Source organism: Methylocystis echinoides (genome assembly GCF_040687965.1).
Classification (GTDB): Bacteria; Pseudomonadota; Alphaproteobacteria; order Rhizobiales; family Beijerinckiaceae; genus Methylocystis; species Methylocystis echinoides_A.
In genome coordinates, this window is the sequence record NZ_CP156084.1 from 2,823,301 (window position 1) to 2,843,207 (window position 19,907).

General features: G+C 58.2%; 16 protein-coding genes and 1 tRNA gene. 8 read left to right on the forward strand and 9 right to left on the reverse strand.

Going from position 1 to position 19,907, the window contains the following annotated elements:
• Positions 1-51 precede the first annotated feature (51 nt).
• A complete protein-coding gene (locus tag RVU70_RS13865) occupies positions 52-1,179 on the forward strand; it encodes a spore coat protein U domain-containing protein (protein ID WP_363347245.1) in 1,128 nt (375 codons plus the stop codon).
• The gene (locus RVU70_RS13870) at positions 1,154-3,625 is read left to right on the forward strand and encodes a fimbria/pilus outer membrane usher protein (protein ID WP_363347247.1); all 2,472 of its coding nucleotides are present in this window, start codon (positions 1,154-1,156) and stop codon (positions 3,623-3,625) included. The genes RVU70_RS13865 and RVU70_RS13870 overlap by 26 nt, the downstream gene beginning before the upstream one ends.
• A gap of 697 nt (positions 3,626-4,322) precedes the next feature.
• On the opposite strand, the gene RVU70_RS13875 is transcribed toward RVU70_RS13870, so the two are convergent.
• Both RVU70_RS13875 and RVU70_RS13880 read right to left on the reverse strand, forming a co-directional pair.
• A complete protein-coding gene (locus RVU70_RS13875) occupies positions 4,323-5,327 on the reverse strand; it encodes an HNH endonuclease (protein ID WP_363347249.1) in 1,005 nt (334 codons plus the stop codon).
• A 161-nt stretch (positions 5,328-5,488) separates the two neighbouring features.
• Positions 5,489-6,775 carry a DEAD/DEAH box helicase family protein gene (locus RVU70_RS13880; protein WP_363347251.1) on the reverse strand — a complete coding sequence of 429 codons (1,287 nt, stop codon included), beginning with the start codon at positions 6,773-6,775 and terminating at the stop codon, positions 5,489-5,491.
• Between the two features lie 1,551 nt (positions 6,776-8,326).
• On the opposite strand from RVU70_RS13880, the gene RVU70_RS13885 reads away from it, so the two are divergent.
• Positions 8,327-9,465, forward strand: a protein-coding gene (locus RVU70_RS13885) for an IS3 family transposase (RefSeq protein WP_363347253.1) whose coding sequence is annotated in 2 segments (ribosomal slippage) — positions 8,327-8,588 and positions 8,588-9,465 — 1,140 coding nt in all. Because the reading frame shifts where the segments join, the coding sequence is not laid out codon by codon here.
• Complete coding sequence (locus RVU70_RS13890) at positions 9,462-9,722, forward strand: hypothetical protein (RefSeq protein ID WP_363347255.1); 261 nt, start codon at positions 9,462-9,464, stop codon at positions 9,720-9,722. The genes RVU70_RS13885 and RVU70_RS13890 overlap by 4 nt, the downstream gene beginning before the upstream one ends.
• A 304-nt stretch (positions 9,723-10,026) precedes the next feature.
• On the opposite strand, the gene RVU70_RS13895 is transcribed toward RVU70_RS13890, so the two are convergent.
• Complete coding sequence (locus tag RVU70_RS13895) at positions 10,027-10,599, reverse strand: recombinase family protein (protein ID WP_363347257.1); 573 nt, start codon at positions 10,597-10,599, stop codon at positions 10,027-10,029.
• A 152-nt stretch (positions 10,600-10,751) separates the two neighbouring features.
• Here RVU70_RS13895 and RVU70_RS13900 point away from each other — a divergent pair, with 152 nt between their 5' ends.
• On the forward strand, positions 10,752-11,594 hold the full coding sequence (locus tag RVU70_RS13900) for a UPF0489 family protein (RefSeq protein WP_363347259.1): 843 nt from the start codon (positions 10,752-10,754) through the stop codon (positions 11,592-11,594).
• A 490-nt stretch (positions 11,595-12,084) separates the two neighbouring features.
• Positions 12,085-13,758, forward strand: coding sequence for a DUF4435 domain-containing protein (locus tag RVU70_RS13905; protein ID WP_363347261.1), 1,674 nt, complete (start codon positions 12,085-12,087; stop codon positions 13,756-13,758).
• A 70-nt stretch (positions 13,759-13,828) separates the two neighbouring features.
• Here RVU70_RS13905 and RVU70_RS13910 read toward each other — a convergent pair whose 3' ends face one another.
• The 5 genes from RVU70_RS13910 to RVU70_RS13930 all read right to left on the reverse strand — a co-directional run bounded on the left by RVU70_RS13910 (position 13,829) and on the right by RVU70_RS13930 (position 17,463).
• Positions 13,829-14,065, reverse strand: coding sequence for a hypothetical protein (locus RVU70_RS13910; RefSeq protein ID WP_363347263.1), 237 nt, complete (start codon positions 14,063-14,065; stop codon positions 13,829-13,831).
• 362 nt (positions 14,066-14,427) lie between these two features.
• Positions 14,428-15,432, reverse strand: coding sequence for a site-specific integrase (locus RVU70_RS13915; protein ID WP_363347265.1), 1,005 nt, complete (start codon positions 15,430-15,432; stop codon positions 14,428-14,430).
• Between the two features lie 83 nt (positions 15,433-15,515).
• Positions 15,516-15,591, reverse strand: a tRNA-Ala gene (locus RVU70_RS13920).
• 126 nt (positions 15,592-15,717) lie between these two features.
• Positions 15,718-17,079 (reverse strand): PleD family two-component system response regulator, encoded by a 1,362-nt coding sequence (locus RVU70_RS13925; RefSeq protein ID WP_363347267.1) that lies wholly within the window; start codon positions 17,077-17,079, stop codon positions 15,718-15,720.
• 9 nt (positions 17,080-17,088) lie between these two features.
• On the reverse strand, positions 17,089-17,463 hold the full coding sequence (locus tag RVU70_RS13930) for a response regulator (RefSeq protein ID WP_363347269.1): 375 nt from the start codon (positions 17,461-17,463) through the stop codon (positions 17,089-17,091).
• 94 nt (positions 17,464-17,557) lie between these two features.
• On the opposite strand from RVU70_RS13930, the gene RVU70_RS13935 reads away from it, so the two are divergent.
• On the forward strand, positions 17,558-17,851 hold the full coding sequence (locus tag RVU70_RS13935; protein ID WP_363347271.1) for a DUF3572 family protein: 294 nt from the start codon (positions 17,558-17,560) through the stop codon (positions 17,849-17,851).
• Between the two features lie 6 nt (positions 17,852-17,857).
• On the opposite strand, the gene RVU70_RS13940 is transcribed toward RVU70_RS13935, so the two are convergent.
• Positions 17,858-18,268: a heme-binding protein gene (locus RVU70_RS13940; RefSeq protein ID WP_363347273.1), complete on the reverse strand. Its 411-nt coding sequence runs from the start codon at positions 18,266-18,268 to the stop codon at positions 17,858-17,860.
• A 144-nt stretch (positions 18,269-18,412) separates the two neighbouring features.
• Between RVU70_RS13940 and RVU70_RS13945 the strand changes: the two genes are divergently transcribed.
• A complete protein-coding gene (locus tag RVU70_RS13945; RefSeq protein ID WP_363351340.1) occupies positions 18,413-19,906 on the forward strand; it encodes an FAD-linked oxidase C-terminal domain-containing protein in 1,494 nt (497 codons plus the stop codon).
• Position 19,907 lies beyond the last annotated feature (1 nt).

Below are 19,907 nucleotides of genomic sequence, written 5' to 3' on the forward strand. Positions count from 1 at the left end.
CTTGACTATTCCTGACCGACGCTATGACGGCGTCGGACACAGGAGTTGAAGATGAAGAGCTTTTTTCGTTTGGTTCTTGCGGCCGGGATCGTGGCCGGGAGCGTCGACGTCGCCGGGGCGGCGACCAGCACCGCCACATTGAGCGTGTCGATGACGATCCAGTCGACATGCGCCATCACGACGCCCAACCCCTCCTTGGCCTTCCCCGTGTCGGGCAATTTGAGCAGCAACGTTGACGCGGCGCAGGTGTTCAACGTCCAGTGCACGTCCGGCACGCCGTATAACGTCGGTCTCGATGTGGGAAGCGGCGGCGGGACTGTCGCCATCCGCAAGATGAGGAACGGCACGGGCGCCGGCGCGCCGACCATCGATTACACGATGTATCGCGACCCGGCCCGCACCCAGGTGTGGGGCAATACGATTGGCACGGACACGCTGACCGGCACGGGCAGCGGACGACACATGAACTACGCCACTGGCGCTCTCTCGAGTCTTTTCCTTGCTTTCGCCGCGGCTCCGGTCCTTGCCGCCAACCTTCAGGTGGCGCCGGTGACGCTCGAAATTCCGCCGCCGGGCGCGACGACCACTGTCACGTTGAAAAACGGCGGCGACCGCCCGTTGACGGCGCAATTGCGCGTAGTCCGCTGGCGCCAGGTCGAAGGCGAGGACGATTACCAGCCGACCGAAGCCGTCGTCGCCAGTCCGCCGCTGGCCGAACTTTCCGGAAATCAGAGCTACACGGTGCGGATCGTGCGCGCCGACCAGTCTCCCGTCGTCGAGGAGGAGAGCTACCGTCTGATCGTCGACGAACTGCCGTCCGCCGCCGCCGCGGGGTCGAAATCCGTCAATCTCCAATTGCGCTATTCAATCCCCGTCTTTTTCTACGCCCCCGACGCAGAGCCGCCCAAGCTCACTTGGCGCTTTCGTAAAGCCAATGGCCGCATCGTCGTGACGCTGCGCAACGACGGCGGGCGCCACGTGCGCATATCGGGTCTCAAGCTGAAAGACCGCTCCGGCGCCGTGGTTTCGTTTGGCAATGGCCTGATCGGCTACGCGCTTGCGCACTCGGAGGCCCAATGGACGTCGCAGCCCGCGAAGGGGCTTGCCGGCGACACGGTCGCCTTGAGCGCTGTGAGCGACCAGGGACCGATCGATGGCGAGGCGACGGCGGAACGCTGACGCGTGCATCCGCGTCGTTGCGATCCTGCGCTTGATCGGGGGGCTTGCGGCGCTCGTCCCTCACGCCCTCGCCGCTCAAGAGGCGCGCGACGCCGCGCGGTCGCTGCAACTCGAGGTTTTCGTCAACGGCCATCCCCGCAATCTTATCGCCAAATTCAGCGAGCGCGCGGATGGCCGCCTCGCGTCGCCGTCGTCCGAACTCTCGGAGATCGGCGTGCGGACGCCCAAGGAAGGCGGCTCGGAGGAAGAGGAGGTCGCGCTCGACGCCATCCCTGGCCTCTCTTACGAATATGACGTCGCGAAGCAACAAATCCGCCTGACGCTCGCGCCCCAGGCGATGGCCGAGCGCGTTTACAAGGCGACGCCGGGGAGCGACAAAACACAGGAGTCGCCGCTCGAGTCCTCCTTCGGCGGTCTCCTCAATTATCACCTGCGCAGCTCGGTGATGCGCGATCCCCGTGGCGGTTTCGACTATCAGGGCGCGTCGGCGAACTTTGACGCGCGCGTTTTCTCGGATTACGGCGTGGTGAAATCCGGCGCGATCGTCGGCTCCACGGTCGCCAACCGTTTCACTCAGGTGCGCCTCGACACCAATTACACTTACGCCGACGACAGCCGCCTGATGAACTACGTGGTCGGCGACACGATCGCCCCGGGGCCGGCCTGGTCGCGGTCGATCCGGCTCGCCGGCGTGCAGATCCAGCGCAACTTCGGCTTGCGCCCCGACCTCGTCACGGCGGCGCTTCCCTCGGTCTCGGGCTCGGCGGCGGTGCCATCCACCGTCGACGTCTACGTCAACAACAATCTGACAATTTCGCAGCCTGTCGACGCGGGGCCTTATCGCATCGACGCCATTCCGGTCGCGGGCGACGGCACGACGCGCGTTCTGACGCGCGACGCGACGGGCCGGGTGATCGAGACCTCAACGCCGTTCATGGTCAGCAGCAAAATATTGAAGCAGGGGGCTTTCGACTGGTCGTTCGAGGCCGGCCTGCCGCGCCAGTATTACGCGATCCAGTCGAACCAATATGCGCACGTCGCGGTCGCCTCCGGCTCGATGCGCGGCGGGCTGACGGACTGGCTGACTCTCCAGGCCCATGGCGAGACTTCTTCTTCTCGCTTCGCCAATGCGAGCGCGGGCGCGAGCTTCCGCATTCTCGATCGCGCCGTGGCGACGTTGGCGGGGGGCGGAAGCTATTGGCGCGGCGAGGTCGGCGGCCTCGTCTATGCGAGCCTGGAGACGCGTCTCTTCGGCGTGTCGGTGTCGGCGTCGTCGCAGCGCGCGTTCGGGTTGTTCAACGATCTCGCCACCGTGACCGCGCCGACCACCAACGCCTACAATCAGCCGCTCGCGTCCGCACTCTACAGTTCTCCGTGGATCCCAGGCGCCGCCGCCGCTTTCTACCGGACTTATTACGACGGCTTGCGTCCGTCGCGGGCGCTCGATCGCGTCTCCTTCAGCTTCCCCGCGCCCTTTGATGAGAAAACCGCCGTCAATCTTACCTTCGCCAATGTGACGCGGAGCGGAGGAGTGAACAATTCGCGCATGCTCACGCTCGGCCTCACCCGCACCTTCTTCGACGACGTAACCGCCTATCTCGCGGCCACCTATGATTTCGCCAACGCCGACCAGCGCGGCGTTTTCGCCGGCCTGTCCATCCCGCTCGGCGGCGAAACCGTGATGTCGACGTCCTTCTCGCCACAAAACACGGCGTCGTCGGTGACGGCGGACGTGGGGCGCATGGTCGGGCAGGAGCCGGGCTCTTGGGGCTGGCGGGTGCGCAACACTGGCTTGACCGGCCAGGCCGCCTATCGCGAAGCGTCCGTCGGCTATCGGCACGAATACGGCCGCATCGACCTCGGGGCCTCGCAAATGGGCCGAAACTTGGGCGGCTACGCAGCTGCGGAAGGGTCGGTGGCGGCGATCCGGAACGCGGGCGTTGGTCTTGGCAATCCGATCAGCGACTCTTTCGCCATGGTCAACGCCGGCGCGCCGGGCGTGGAGGTTCTTGCGGAAAATCGCCCAATCGGGCGCACGAACATGTTTGGAACTATCGTCGCGCCCAACTTACGCGCTTATGAAATGAATCGTCTGTCGCTCAACGTCGAGACCCTGCCGCTCGATCGTTCGATCGCGCAGACAGAACGCCTCGTGCGGCCCGCGCGCAATGCCGGCGTGGCGGTGGATTTCGTCGGCAAGCGGCGTCAGGCCGGCGTCACGGTGATCATGAAAGACGCCAGCGGCGCCTTCCTCCCGCCCGGCTCGCGCGCCGTCCTCAGCGGCGCAGGCGACGCCGCCGTCGTCGGCTATGACGGGCGTCTCTATGTGCCGGAGCCGCAGGCGGAAAATGAGGTCGTCGTTTCGCTCGACGCTAAGGAGTGCCGGGCAAGTTTCACTTACGCGCCGGAGAATGGCCGCGCGATCGGGCCGGTGGCGTGCGAGTGAGCCTGTTTTGCTCGAATTCGCCAACAGCGAAGTGGCGGCCCTCGATGCGTGAGAGGGGAACAGCGCAGCTTCGCCGAACGCCACGATGTGGCGAGCGCACAGCTAATTTATTGTTTTGATTGGTGGAGCCAGACGGAATCGAACCGACGACCTCTTCAATGCCATTGAAGCGCAAGGCTTAAGAGTGTCGTTTGCATCCTGTTTGAACTACCTCCCAACGCCTACCTATTTCCCTGCAATTCCAGCCTTTTACACACTGCTTGATCCGTTGACCCTCTGAACCTACAGGCAGGGCAGGGGGAGGTTCAAGAGGCGTTTTCGGCCTTTCAGTGTGACAAGCGGTGTGACAGAAAGCCTGCTATAGGCGAGGTCTAGACAGAGCTTGCCACGTATATTTCTAGGGCTGGCAAGGCCACTCATTGGCCTTACCGGCAGGACGGCTCTTGCGACCACCAACACTCTTAGACGCCTCTACAGCCTTCCATGGCTCTCTCTGAGCCTCCAAACCTCCGCCTTCGTCAGTCAGCCCCACAGCCGTCTGCGACGAATTGTCAACTCGCGGAAACTACGTAGGACATGGTTAAACCCCCGCGAAATCCTCCTGACATACTTTCCTCCCGCACTCGCCGGCCTTCCTTACACAGGGGGAGGTCGGCTTCTTTTTACCCCCTCCCTAACTCCCTAACTTCCTCCTTGGTCATTGCCGCTTATACATCCCAGCAATCTGAGCGACCGTCAGCCAAGGTGACCTTACGTGGATCATCCTGTGGCAGTTCGAGCAGAGCAGGGAGAGGTCTTCCAGGTTGGTCTTGCTTCCAGTTGTCAACGTGTGAACTGGCTTGACATGATGCACCTCGATAAAGCCTCTCCCTCGTTCCCCATAATGCTCCTCGAAGTCGAACCCGCAGGCTTCGCAGGTTAACTTGCCTCTCAACTGTAAGACTTTTCGCTTCTTAGCCTCGATGATCGCCCGGCTTCGTTCCCTGATCTGATGCTGTCGGGTTAGAAGTCGCCCTTCTGGGGCTTCTGCAATGTCGCTCTCTTCGTCGATCGACGGGGCTGAGCCACCCCCGATGTGTGAGCGGATTGCTTTTGCCGCTGCATGAAGCTCTACCGGATGTTGGGCGAATTGGTTCCATACAAACTCTTCGTCCTTCCCGCCTCTTTGGAGGCCGACCTTACCCTGCGCCGAATACGCGGGGTCGAAGCGGCGGAAGTTCATTATCTTCATGTAGACGCCGTTGGCGTTGCGAAACTCTCTGGTGACACCCGCAAACTGTGACCCCATCTTGTTGAGTAAGGTGGAAAGCTCGACAATCTCTGAGCTGCCCTTTCCTGGCGGGTTGCCTTTGAACTGCACATAGAGGTCGAGGGCCAGGATAAGCTCGTCTCTGGCCCATGTAGGGTTGCGGGCCGAGGCACTACGTTCGTCAACCACGATGAACCCTAAGTTCTCCAATGCTCGCTTCACAGTATTCTCGCCGCCCGAGAACTCATCCGAACGGAGCGGTAGTTGGCCTGGAAGTTTTCCATGTGCCGCCCCTGCAATTGCTTTGCTGTCGTAAAGGTTGTCGTTCCACTTGATGTAGAAAGTCTTCGCCTCTCCGAACCCATAGCGTTTGAGGAACGTTGAGCGCCCTAAGGAGTCGAACTCCGTGATCGCCGCTTCTACCGCTTGCCGTGTCAAATCACGCAGCCCCATAATGCCCTCGAAAAAAATACCTCAGCAATGGGACATAAGAAGGCATGAGGGAGAGGCAGTCAATCCGCCGCTCCCGTTGTTGCTCTGCTATTGCGTCGAGCTTCGTTGGTCACTGAAAGGTGGGAGTGATCTTTCTTTGCGTCACTCAGTCATTGCAGAGGTCATGCAGCCCGCTTGAACGAGTTGCTATGATAGACAACTGGGTTTAGCCATTCACGAAGAAGCCCTCTCATTCGCTCCGAAGGAATGAAGACATGGATCGGTTCGCCCCGCCGTATACGGCTTCTCCAAATCCACTGGATCATAGCTGACAGCGCATACATGTCCTCATCAACCGTTATACCTCGCTCATGGAAATAGCCCTTGATGACCGGATGATAGAACCAGTTGCACAAGTAGGCCATAGCTTGCTTATCGACATAGTCGTTGGTTCCCTTGGCATTGTTAGGTATCCAGCCCCTTGTGTAGCCCTTACCCGCGAGCTTAGCTTTGACCTTTGCAAAGGTGGTCCAACCATTCACCTTAGAAGGAGACTTAGCGACCCTAGCGAAGAAAGTCTCAGTAGACGACCTTAGTCCCTTTAGCTCCTCAGGAGAGGCCTTACCGAACCACGTCGATGATAAGGGATTGCTTAGTCCATTAGCATCCCCTCTGCGGTTCATTGGACCCTCGTAGATGGTTATCAGAGACCTTAGCTGAGACCTTATTTTCTCATCGCCTCTGCCCTCATCCCACTCACACAGAGACCCATCCATGATAGTATTCATGTGAATGTCGAACCCTTCTGCTTGCAGGTAAGCATAGAATGGAGACCCCTTGAATAAGTAGGTGCAGACAAGCACCTCGTTGAAGCAGGTAAGGAACTCAGACGGAAACTCCCATAGGAGGATTTTATCCTTGATGAAGACCAAGCTTCCAATGTCACACAGATGCTTGAAGTCGGTGAACCTACCTGAGTAATCAGGGTGAGTTTCATAGTTCCAGCGAAGGCGTCTCGTATCCTTATCGACGTAGACCATGTTATTGTCGAATAGGAGTTTGCGGTCCTTTTCTGATAGCTTGTCAAACATTTCCACGCACTCAAGAGCCTCATCGACTATGAGCTTATAGCCTTTACTCTTGAGCTTCCCGTATATGGTTCGGTCAAGCATCCTGAAAAGAGCATGAGTCGTGACGACGTTCTCACCGTCATCAATCAGGCGTTCAAGGTGATAGAGCTTTCTTGAGTGAACAGGCTGAGGGTCTTTAAATCTTAAGTCAGGGCATGAGTGAGTGAACCTATCAACCTCACTTAGTAGGGGAACCACCACCAGAAACCTAGTTGGTTCGTGGTCTGCGTTAGCGAAAGACTGAGCCAAATCCTTAGTATGCTGAGTGTTAATCATGTTGATGACATAGGTGGTCTTACCCGACCCCATGATGGAGTCGAGGACAGTGATAGTTGTCATGTTAGGGAGTGTTCCTGTTTAGGGATTTTAAGGTGGTTGTCTCACGCCTCTTCTAACCTCCTCTCTCTTTAAGGGAGACGAGCTAGAAGCCTTGTAAAACAAGGGTTTTAGAGAGTGATGCGGAAATTTCTTTGGGTGCTTTTTCCGCACACTCATGAGTAGCCCCCTAGCGAGGGGCTTGATCCTGATTGCTCTTTGCTAAACACACTTGAATGGCTCCGTCAGAGGTCTCTGAGCGGTTCGGGGGGTGTCTTGCGAACATCAGTCAGGGGTGTGTGCAACATCGCGTGCTGGCGAGGGCGAACGACCTGATAGCCCCTACCCAAACTCTTGGAAGTTCGAGTCGAGGTATCCTGTTTGTCGGCATCCGGTGCCGTTGAGCAGGCGTCGAAAGCCCTCGCAGCGTTAGGGGGATGTGCAACGCCGTTTAAACGGACAGAAATGGGTCTTCCCTAAACGAGATGGATTTCCGCTAGTGGGGTAGCGGGCGAGCGGAAGGGGCGTGTTGGCGAGTCTCGCAGGTCGATCCAGGGGCGCTCAAGAGGTGGGTCTTGGCCTGGTCACGTCAACCGATGCCTGACCGGATGCTTACAGGCGGGAAAGCGTCCCTATTACCTGGTGTGTAACATGGTAGCGCCTCGGCCATTGAGCCTCATTACCTCTCGCTATCGGTCGTTGCTGACCGCTGCGAGCGTCTTGGCAATAGCTCAATCCCGCAAGCTCCCACAGGATAGGCGCTAGGTCTCTGGCCCGATTATCAGCCTTGGCGTTCCTCGCCACGATGCTAGCGGCTGTGCCTTTCGAGCGGTGCTTGCTGTTAAGTTTGCCTCCATCCCCGCCAAGCTTCACGCCTCTCGCTTTAGCGGCTTTAGTCCGCTTGCTAATCATTTCAGCTACCAGGAAGCGAGCAAATCTAACGCTTGGAATGCAGTTCTCCGCACCCACAACAATGACCTTCATGCTCTCCGGTCGCGAAAACCACATCGCAGCCGCAACTCATGCACTTTTGGCGATGCATCTTGAACGTGGTCTGGCACAGATGGCAGTGTCCGCTTAGCGTCCCTTTCTTTCGCTCAATGGATGCTACGCTAGTCCCCTGATGATCGTGGTCAGACGCGGAAATACATTCAAGGCATTCATAGATAGTTGACGACGGCTCCATGCCAAGAACCCGTTTTGCTAGGCGTTTATTCGTCAGGCGATGGAGCATCGAAAGCTCATGCAGAACCAGCGAACGTGTCCCCTCGCTAAAATGAAATATATTAGCCAATCCATCATCTTCTATCCCATCTAGGTCTCGCAGCCAGTTTCGACCGGGAAAAAGCTCGACATATTGCCTCGTTAGAATGCGGATTGGTTCCAAAAGTTCTATATCGTGGTGTTTGCCGAGGTGCTGTATCGTATTGCGTCCTCGGCGAACGTCTTCAATCTTTCTTTTGAAATCATCGCTAATTTTTAAATTAGAGCTGGCCCCGGAAATTCGGACAGTAGCTTGAGTGGATTTTCTGCCTGACAGCGGCGAGGATTCTTGCTGCGAATCAGGAGCATTCGATGACGAAACGGAGCCGCCGGACGCATTCTCCGGCCCTAAAGGCAAAAGTGGCTTTGGCCGCGATCAAGGGCGAGAAGACGCTGGCCGAACTGGCGCAGCAATTCGACGTCCACCCGAACCAGATCACGACGTGGAAAAGTCAGTTGCTTGAAGGCGCGGCCGGCGTTTTCGGGCAGGAGAAGGAGAAGACGGAGCCAAAGGAAGCCGCCGTTGACTTGAAGGGGCTTCACGCGAAGATCGGCGAACTGACGCTGGAGAACGATTTTTTGTCCGGCGCGCTCACAAAAGCGGGATTGCTGAGCGCAAAAAGATGATCGACCGCGATCATGATCTTCCAATCGCCAGGCAGACGAAGGCGCTGGGGGTTGCCCGCAGCTCCGTCTACTACAAGCCGCGGCCGGTTTCGGCCGAGGATCTGAAGCTGATGCGCCGCATTGACGAGTTGCATCTCGAACATCCCTTTGCGGGCGCGCGGATGCTGCGCGATCTGTTGCGGCGCGAGGGCGTCGCCGTGGGCCGCCGGCATGTCACGACGCTGATGAAGCGGATGGGGATCGAGGCGATCTATCGTCGGCCGAACACGAGCAAGCCCGCGCCGGGACACAAGGTTTATCCGTATCTGCTGCGCGGGGTGAAGATCGAGCGACCAAACCAGGTCTGGGCGACGGATATCAGCTACATCCCGATGCGGCGCGGCTTCGTCTATCTCGTGGCGGTCGTCGACGTCTTCACGCGGCGCGTTCTTTCGCATCGCGTGTCGATCGCGATGGAAGCGGAGATCTGCGTCGAAGCCTTGAAAGAAGCGCTGGCGAAACACGACAAGCCGGAGATTTTCAACACGGATCAGGGCAGCCAGTTCACCAGTCTTGACTTCACCGGGGTGCTTATCAATGCGAAGGTCTTGATCAGCATGGACGGGAAAGGCGCTTGGCGAGACAATGTCTTTGTCGAGCGGCTGTGGCGCAGTGTGAAATACGAGGAGGTCTATTTGCGCGCCTACGACAGCGTGTCGGAAGCTCGCGCCTCGATCGGCCGGTATCTGGCCTTTTACAACGAGCGGCGCCCGCATTCGAGCCTTGACGGGCGCACGCCCGACGAGGCCTACTTCGACATTAAGGAAACGGCGATGGCCGCATGACCGTCGCCGTCGATTTTGCCGCAGCTCTGGTCGGGCTACGCCCTCCCGACGCCGCGGCAAAATCGAAACGCCCCGCGTTCAGCAAACCCCGGCAGAGATCCACTCAAAATCCGCGGGGAGCTGTCCAGATAACCGGGGCCAGCTCTATTGCCGATCGCAGTGACTACCTTCACCAGATCGCTCGCGTCGATAGTTTTGCAATCCATAAAATCGACATTCTCTCGCGTCCAGGTCTTTACGTCCGAACCAAGAAGTAGAAGAAACGGGCTTTCCTCACAGATATAGCTCTTGAGCGCCAACTCCTGGCTGTGCTGAATTAGCGAGTAAATTAGTTGCAACCTTGGCTGCATAATTTTTTCATATTTCGAGAGGTTTTCCCTACTTTCTTGGAGGGTAGGTTCGTTGTCTGGACCAGCGACAGGGACAAGTTTCTCGTCTCTTACCTCGAACCTTATGACACCAGTATGCTCAATCGATTCAAAAAGTGAGGAAGCTTCCTTCCAGGCCACGAAATAGGCTCGCACGGCCAGCGACCTTAATTCGTGGTGATCTGGGACGTTACTAATCATGTCTGGCTGCACTTATACAAACGGTAGCGTTCAGCACCTTATAAACCATAGCCCTTCCACAACCGACCTGCTTTGCAATCTCAGTCGCACCAACACCCTCAGCTTTGAGCTTTCGGATCAGGGCGTGGTCAAGTTTTGCCGGTCGTCCCTTGTAGACGCCTTCGGCCTTCGCCTTCTCGATCCCGGCCCTCTGGCGTTCCTTGATAAATCCGAGTTCCATTTCGGCCACCATGCCGAGGACCGTGAGGACCATGCGCCCCATCGGGCCAGCCGTATTCACCTCAGGCTCTAGCACCCTCAGGCTTGCGCCTTTCTGTTCTAGTTCGTGAACCAGATTGAGAACGTCTCTCGTAGACCTCCCCAACCTATCCAGCTTGACCACAACCAACTGGTCGCCCGGCCTAACGAAGTCCAAGATTGTCTCAAGCTCGCTGCGACCCTCTCTGGATCGCCCTGAGACTTTCTCTTGCCGAATGACCTCGCACCCTGCCGCTTTCAATCGGTCAACCTGAGTGTCCGTCTTCTGGTCATTGGTGCTGACCCTCGCATAGCCGATAACCGTCATCGTCCTGTCTCTCTGTGTCCACTCTGGGTTCACCCTTGGTATGTGTCTACTCAGAGTCCTAAAAGCGTCTACCGTGGGTTCATAATGAATTAGTAGACGCTTCGACTCCAATGGTCAAGAGTCATAGTAGACGGCAGAGGACAGATGGTGACTTGAGCGCCTCGTTGCCCCTACAAACAGCAGGAAAGTCAAACTGGGTAAGGGCCAAGCTCGTGCAAAAAGTATCTTACGGAGGTAAGCCGGTTTTTATCGTAGAGAAGCATCAAGAAGTGATTGAGGCTTGGGTCGCGTGTCGCTTAAACGGCCTGAGTGGACGAGTTCTGATCACGTTGGACCATCACACAGATTTACAAGCGGCGTTTCTCCGTCACTCGCATCAGAGCGCCTCCCGTAGTTTTGGCTCCCCCGTTGACGAGACGGAAGCGACGCGAAAGCAAAGAGAGTTGGTTGCTGAGTTTAATCCTGACAACCTACAATCGGCTCGTGCGGCGGTCGGAATGCTCCAGCACGATGAGCATATTGATCTGGCAATCAAGGCTGGAATTTTTGAACATGCTTATGTCGTGCTGGGATACACAAGTGCTGTCGGGCGGCACCCTCAAGCAACTGTCCTCAGCTTTGAACCGCGTCTCGTAAGCTTTGAAAAGTTTCCCCCCGATGGCGACTGTGAACGTGAGCGAGCCGATGCAGTGATTGAGAGTGGGAAGCTTTCGTTAAAAATTAATCGGATCGAGGCGGAGCGAGGTGCCATCGGAACCTTTGATTACATCCTCGATGTTGACCTGGATGTTTTTTCAACCGCTAAATCAATTTCCCCGAGCGACCCTGCGACGTTCTACGACCTGATCAGAGGAGCAAGAGCAATAACAATAGCTAGGGAAACAAAGATCGTTGAGCAGGAAGATGGCACCAGCTTAGAGCCCTTGAAGGCCGACTATCTGTTAGAGAAACTACTTGGACATATTGAACTAGCAATGAGAGTTAGTCCGCAATGAAAACGCTGAAGGTTTTAATAGCGGCTTCCACGTTTCTGGTAATGCTTGACTGCGCTAACGCTCAAACAGACTGCGAACGATACGCGGTAACTCCCCACGAAAAGGAAGTATGTGGGGAGGGAAACAGGCATAGAGCTTACAAACTCGAAACATGCGGTCGCCTCTTTGCCAGTCAACAAGAACTAGACCTGTGCTATCGCTTTGGGGTTAGAGCCGTATCTTGGGCGTATGTCATCTGCCGCAAGGCCGCAAACCCTACGAAATGCCAGGAGTCAAACTCGAAAAGCTTGTCGATATGGGACAGCACACCGCACCCTGATGACGAGCGCTTTTACAAATAAGAAGCATTGGTATCGCTGGCTTGTATCCGCTCGCCACCTAACCAGATTGGGAGAGCCGTCCCCTTCGCATACGATGGATCGGCCCGGCGGCAGGGGGGTAAAATTTGCCTTCGGCAATAGCGTTGAGGTTTCACATTTTGTAGCAAAAAATGAACGTCTTAGTCTCGACTGATTGGGAACTTGCGGGAAGCTTTGACATGCCCAGCGGAAACGAAGTGATTGCAAAAGTCGACATTCCTAATCCCACCGGCAAGTTCCCGCTTGAGTTAAAGGCGGGTAATTCGATCGTCTTGGCCGGAGCAAATGGTGCAGGAAAAACTAGGCTTGGCGTGTTTTTAGAAGCAGCTTGCCCCGCTGATAAGGTTAGGCGTATCGCCGCCCACAGGTCGTTAGTTCTATCTGACAAAATCTCAGCGATCAGCCTCGACCGAGCTATGAAGGGGTTGCAGTTTGGATACATTGACGGCGAAGCGGGTCATCGGACAGGCCATCGTTGGCAGAATAAGCCCGCTGTTGCACTGCTTAATGATTTCGAATTTCTGTTACAGGCTCTTTTTGCTGAGACCAGCCGAGTCGCAATCCAGCACCTTGAGTCTCGCAGGACCAGCCCAAACGAACCTCCGCCGGAAACAGTATTGTGGAGATTGAAAACCATCTGGGAAAGATTGCTTCCTCATCGCAAGCTCCGTCTGCAAGAGCTTGGTATCTTAGTCGTCCCCGACGCTGCTTCAACTTCTGACTCGACCTCAGAATACCCTGGCTCAGAAATGAGTGATGGAGAGCGGGTAATCTTCTATATGCTGGGACAGTGCTTGCTAATCGCGCCCGGTTCAATAATCATTGTTGACGAACCAGAACTGCACATTCACAAAGCAATCCTTGGTCGTCTGTGGGACGCCATCGAAGCAGAGCGAAACGACTGCTCGTTTGTATACATTACGCACGATTTGGATTTTCTAGTCAGCCGACCTACCGCAACAAAGCTCCTCGTTACCGCTTACTCTGCGGAGCCTCGCTGGCAGATTGAGAGTCTGCCTAATGACACCGGCCTGCCCGAACGGGTTTTGTCAGAGTTGGTGGGAAGCAGACAGCCTATCCTTTTCGTTGAAGGAAGGCGGGGCAGCTTGGATACTACGATCTATCAGAGCGTGTTCCCGCATTATACAGTCGAGCCAATCGGCCCATGCGAGGCGGTATTGCACGCAGTAACTTCCTTTCGGACCAACCCAAGTTTGCACCGGGTATCTGCTCAGGGGATTGTCGATGCAGACGGACGTAGCGAGGATCAAATCGCTTACCTCAAGGGACGAGGGGTCTTCATTCTGCCCGTTGCGGAAGTTGAAAATCTGCTGCTTTTGCCAAGCGTCTTCAAAGAGCTAGCATTAGCCTTACATTTTTCAGACTTGGAAGCAGGGGATTTGCTCGCAAAGCTGACAATTGCCGTGATGGAGGAAGCAACAAAAGACTTGGAAAAGGCTTCCGTTCGTTTCGCAGTTCGCAAGTTGGATGCCGAACTCAAGAAACTCGCTCCGGCCGCAAAGACCATTGCTGAGTTGAGCCAAAAGTTCCAGGCGAGTGTCCAGTCACTTGATCCCGCAGCGTTAGCGAACGATTATAAGGCTCGCCTCTCGACCGCCATCCAGTCGAAGGAACTCGAAAAAGTCCTATTGCTTTACGACAACAAAGGGCTGCTCAGTATCGCTGCGCAAGTTTTGGGATACAAAAGTCGTGAGGAGCTGGCTGACCTATTGAGCCGTTTACTAGCTCGGAATGATGCGCCGATTAAAGCAGCAATCAATGCGGTTTTGCCGACCATCGCTTGAGTAAGTCGCAGGTAACATCAAACAACGGCTAGCAAGGGCGTAGGAAGAACTCCACGCCCTGCCATACACCTTATTCCTGAATTTTACGCCCGTAGGTCTGGTAGTCGTAATACCGCTCATACTCCCGGTCAAACCTTTGACGTTCCATCTTCTCCGAAGCCTGACACGACTCGCAATCGTCATAGAGGCCAGAGCTACGGTAAGGAGTAGGAGCGCGTGGTTCCGACGTGCCGAACACAGGTTCTGCCATTGCCGGGAACGAGGCCAACATCACTACTGCTACTGTGGCGGCTTTGAACTTCTTCATGGATAGATTTCCTTATTTATCAATGCTTGAAGTAAGCAAGGAGTGATCAAGACCACGCCCTGCCAGCCTCACGTCATTACCTACTGAACGCCCACGCGACTAAACCCTTCTGATAAACCCTCTGCCCTGCATCGTTATAAGCAGGCAACAGGTCTAACTCCCGCTCCCGTTCCTGCATCCACGGCTCAAGGTCAGCAGCCTGTATCTCAATCTCATCGGCATACTGAGGTTCATAAGCCTTCACGTATTCTTCAACAGTCAGATACCCGTTCGCCACTTGTAGTAACCTTCTTAGTTTCTTGGTGAGATTGAACAGAGATACGCAATACTGACGATCTGCTTGGTAGGCGTTAGTGCAAGTATTACATCTGGCTTAGCTTCTTAGCCACATCCTCGGCCTTAAGGTGAGTGTATCGGAATAACATCCTTACATCTTTATGGCCGCTTATCAGCCTTACCTCTGGAACTGATAGACCAACCTCGAAGAACCTACTTATGGCTTCGTGCCTTAGATCGTGGAAGCGGAGGTCTTCTATTCCCGCTCTACGCTTCATTCGTTCCCACGCAAGCCTGAGGGCGTTCGCAGACAGCGGGAAGACGTGGGCAGGGGTATCTCTCTCAACCCTCATTCCCCGCAGGTCAGTAAGGACGCTGATTGCGAGGGAAGACAAGGGGACTGCTCTAGCTTCACCGTTCTTGGTCATAGGCAGGAACGCCACTCGGTTCGTCAAATCGACGTTGACCCAAGTGAGCGAGAGAAGCTCCCCACGGCGCATCCCTGTAGCGATGGCGAACGTGATGGCGTGTTTGACGTAAGGGTTTCGAGTGGCTTGTAGACCCTCGGCAATCTTGCGAGCGTCCTCATCCGTCAAACGCCTGTCTCTAGCTCTACCTGATGAGGGCTTGGCGATTCCTGCGACAGGGTTCTTGTTCAGAAGGGACGCAATGCCCCACTCGGAGGCTGCAATGTGCAGGCAATGTTGGAGGATGGCCAACTCACGCCTGACCGAGGAACCCTTCACTTTCGCAAGCCTGTCGTCCCTGTAGGCGGCGACCTGAACAGGGGTCAGCTTATCAATTACGAGCGACGCTATCCGATGAGACTTGAGCGTCCTCAGCATATATCGTTCGGCTGAGTGGCCTCGCTTATTGGGCGTTACCTCCCGCTCGTATCTGTCTAGCAGGTCGAACAGGGTGAGCTTGGCTATGCTAGTCTCACGCTTAGGCTGGCATTGCAATGCGACTTCGGTTCGCTTTGCCCATGCCTCAGCATCGCTCTTGCGGTCAAATGATCGGCTGATAGGAGCCTGATCTTTGAGCCTGACCTGAGCCTGCCACTTATCTCCCCGCTTCCTGAACGTAGCCATAGCCTTCACTCGCTTGCTGTGACAAGCGGTGTGATAGATTGGTTTTCAGGGAGGAGACGGGTTGCTTAACCCGTTGTTTTGATTGGTGGAGCCAGACGGAATCGAACCGACGACCTCTTCAATGCCATTGAAGCGCTCTCCCAACTGAGCTATGGCCCCAGCTTTGTTACGGGCCTCTTGGGGGGAGGCTTCGGCCGACGCGCGGCGTCGACGGGCGCTGTATAGTTCAGCCGGGCGCGCCCTGCAAGCCCGCCTGGAAATTTTATGCATCCGCCCGCGCGGGCGTCACGCTGCGACCGCCGTCACGCGGTTTCTGCCGGCGGTTTTCGAGGCGTAGAGCGCCTTGTCCGAGCGGCGCAGAAGGGCGTCGGCGTTGGCGTCGGCGCCACGCTCGGCGAGGCCGATCGAGGTCGTGATTGCAATCGTCCGGCTGCCCTTGGGGTCGATGGGGAAGGGCTCGCTTTCAACGGCCGCGCGCACGCGCTCGGCCACCCGTTCGGCCATGGCCAGCGGCGTATCGGGCATGACGACCACGAATTCCTCGCCGCCCAGCCGGCAGACGAGATCGGCGCCGCGCAGGACGCGCTTGATGCGCCGGGCGAAGACCTTGAGCACCTCGTCGCCGGCGTCGTGGCCATGGGTGTCGTTCACCGACTTGAAATGGTCGATGTCGAGGATCATCAGCGACAGCGGCCGGCCCTTGTGCGCGGCCTTGTCGAGAGCCTGCGCGAGATGCGTCTCCAGGAAGCGCCTGTTGTTGAGCCCGGTCAACGCGTCGACCACCGCGAGCTCAATCGCCGCCTGGACGTTCTCGCGCAGCGAATCGGCGTAGCGCTTGCGACGCAGCTGCGTGCGCACGCGGGCCAGCAGTTCGTTGCGGTCGATGGGCCGCACGATGTAGTCGTTGACGCCAAGGTCGAGCCCGCGCAGGATGCGCGGCCGGTCTTCGGCCTCGGCGAGCAGCAGGATCGGGATCGCTCGGGTGCGTTCGAGCGAGCGCAACTGGCTGCATAGACGCAAAGAATCGAAATCGGCGAGATTCAGGCTGACGACGACGAGTTCGTAAGTGTTTTCCGCCGCCCGGAACAGCGCCTCCTGGGGCTGCGCCTCGATGTCCACGTCATGATAGTCGCGCAGCGTGGCGGTGATTCGGTCGGCCGAGCTTGCGCGGTCTTCGACGAGCAGGATGCGGCTGCGCGCGCCGTCGTTGGGCTCGCGCGAGGCGAGACCGAGATTGGCCGAGGTGCTGGCGCGGGCCCGCAATTCGTCGAGCATGATCTTCAGGCGCGTCAGCGATCGAACGCGGGCGATCAGCGCGAGTTCATCCACCGGCTTGGTGAGGAAGTCGTCGGCGCCGCATTGCAGGCCGCGGACGCGGTCGGCCGGCTGATCCAGCGCCGTCACCATCACGACGGGGAGATGCATTGTGGCAGGGTCCGCCTTGAGCCGCGTGCAGACCTCGAAACCGTCCATGCCCGGCATCATGACGTCGAGCAGCACGATATCGCAGGCGCCGCTGCGGCAGAGCTCAAGGGCCTGCGGGCCGTTGGTGGCGGAGACGACGTCAAAATATTCAGCCGTCAGGCGGACTTCGAGCAGTTTGACGTTGGGCAGGAGATCATCGACGATGAGGACGCGGGCGGTCATCTGCGCTTCCTAGGCCTTTTCCGCGAGGAAGGAATTCACGGTCTCCAGAAACTTCGCGACAGAGATGGGCTTGGACAGATAGGCTTCGCAGCCGCCCTGACGGATCTTCTCTTCGTCGCCCTTCATGGCGAAGGCGGTGACGGCGATGATCGGGATGTCGCGCAACTCTTCGTCGTCTTTCAGCCATCGCGTCACTTCGAGGCCGCTGACCTCGGGAAGCTGAATGTCCATGAGGATGAGGTCCGGCCGGTGCTCGCGGGCGAGCGCCACCGCCTCGACGCCGCTCTTGGTGCGCAGCGTCGCATATCCGTTCGCCTCCAACAGATCGTTGAAGAGCTTCATATTGAGTTCGTTATCCTCTACGATGAGGACGGTTTTCTTCATGGGGCGACTCTCGATCGGCCGCGCCTCGGATAGGCTTCGCAGAAGGCCGTTGAATCCGTAAATTAGCACGGGAATCTTAATGAAAGCCGGTTTCATGTCACCCGGTCGCCGCAACCCCGAGGGCGAAGGCCCGGCGGCCGCCGAATTGGCGCTGCTGGCTTTGGCTTATCTCGCCGGGGACGAGGATCGGGTTGCCCGCTTCCTCGCCCTCACCGGGCTCGATGCGGGCGATGTCGCCGGGCTTCTCGGCGATCGCGGCTTCCAGCTCGCCGTCCTCGATCATCTCGCCGGCGACGAAACCCTGCTGATGGACTTCGTCGCGGAAAAATCCCTGCCGCCCGAGGCTGTGGGCCGAGCCCGGCGCGCGCTCGGGGGCGGGGAGGTTTAGGGGTTCTCAACCCTCCGCCCCGAGCGCCTCCGCCCCAGCCTTGGCGACGGCGCCGTCCTCGAAGGATTGCACGCCGGAGACGCCGATGGCCCCGACGACCTGCCCTTCATGCATGAGCGGCAGCCCGCCTTCGACCGGGGTGATGTGCGGCAGGCTGAGGAGCGCCACGCGGCCGCCGGCCACAGTTTCCTCGAGAGCCTTGGTCGGGCGGCGAAACAGCGCCGCGGCCCGGGCCTTCGCTTGTGCGATGTCGCAGGAGGCCGGCTGCACGTCGTCGAGACGCTCGAGGTAGACGAGCAGGCCGGCGTCGTCGACGATGGCGATCACCACGGCCCAATCGTTGCGGCGGGCTTCTTCCGCGGCGGCGGCCGCGACGCGCTTGGCGTCGGCGAGGGTCAGGGCGAATTTCATTTTCATGGGCGCTCCTCTTTTGTCGTCACAGGCCGTTCCGCCGGGCTTGGGACTTCCCAAAGCCGGGCAAAATCCTTAGGGAAATCCCATGACGAGGCGACGGGCGCAATGGCGCGCCGCCTTCAACAACGGCGCAAGGAGGCGCTCGCCATGACGCTCATCATGCCCGCGCCGGAGCCCGAGATTCTGGCCCGCCGCGAGCTATTGATCCAGCGGCTGCGCGCCATTCTCCCGGAGCCCGGTCTCATCGTCGACGAGACGGCGCGCCGCGCCTATGAATGCGACGGCTTCACCATGTATCGGGCGCTGCCGCTCGTCGTGGCGCTGCCGGAGACCGTGGCTCAGGTGAGCGCGATCATGGCGCTGGCGGCGGAAATGAACGTCAAGATCGTGCCGCGCGGCGCCGGAACGTCGCTTTCGGGCGGCTCCATGCCGCTCGAAGACGGCATTCTGCTTGGCATGTCGAAGTTCAACCGCGTTCTCGAGATCGACTACGAAAACCGCTGCGCGCGCGTGCAGCCCGGCGTCCAAAATCTGGCGATCACGCGGGCCGTAGAGGGCAGGGGCTTCTATTACGCGCCCGATCCCTCCTCGCAGATCGCCTGTTCCATCGGCGGCAATGTCGCCGAAAACGCCGGCGGCGTGCATTGTCTCAAATACGGGCTGACGACCAATAATATTCTGGGCCTCGAAGTCGTGCTGATGGGCGGCGAGATCCTGCGGCTCGGCGGCAAGCATCTCGACAGCGAGGCTTACGACCTGCTGGGCCTCATGACCGGCTCTGAAGGGCTCTTGGGCGTAGTGACTGAAGTCACCGTCCGCATTCTGCAAAAGCCCGCGGTCGCGCGCTGTCTTCTCGTCGGTTTTCCGAGCGTCGCCGCCGGCGCGCGCTTCGTCGGGGCGGTCATTGCGGGCGGCGTCATACCCGGCGGCATGGAGATGATGGACAAGGCGACCATTCACGCGGTCGAGCGCTTCCAGCCCTGCGGCTACCCGCTCGACGCCGAGGCGCTGGTCATCGTCGAGCTGGACGGCACGCAGGCGGAAGTCGATCATCTCGTTCGCGTCGTCGAGGGGATCGCGCGCGACGAGGGCGCGACCACGACGAAGATTTCGATCAGCGAGGCGGAACGCCTGCAATTCTGGGCCGGCCGCAAGAACGCCTTCCCCGCGGTCTCCTGCATCAAGCCCGATTATCTGTGCATGGACGGCACGATTCCGCGCGCGCGCCTGCCCGAGGTGCTCGCGGGCATGGACGAGATCGCAAAGGCGCAGGGCCTTCAGGTCGCCAATGTCTTTCACGCCGGCGACGGCAATCTGCATCCGCTGATCCTTTACGACGCCGCCATCGAAGGCGACGTCGAACGCGCCGAAAAAGTCGGCTTCGACATTCTGCGCCTGTGCGTCGCCGTCGGCGGCGTGCTTACCGGCGAGCATGGCGTCGGCGTCGAAAAGCGCGATCTGATGGGCGAGATGTTTACTGAAACTGATCTCGAGCAGCAGATGCGGGTGAAATGCGCCTTCGATCCGATGAACCGCTTGAACCCCGGCAAGGTGTTTCCGACCCTGCATCGCTGCGCCGAATTCGGCATGATGCATGTTTCGGGCGGCAAGGCGCCATTCCCCGACCTGCCGAGGTTTTAAA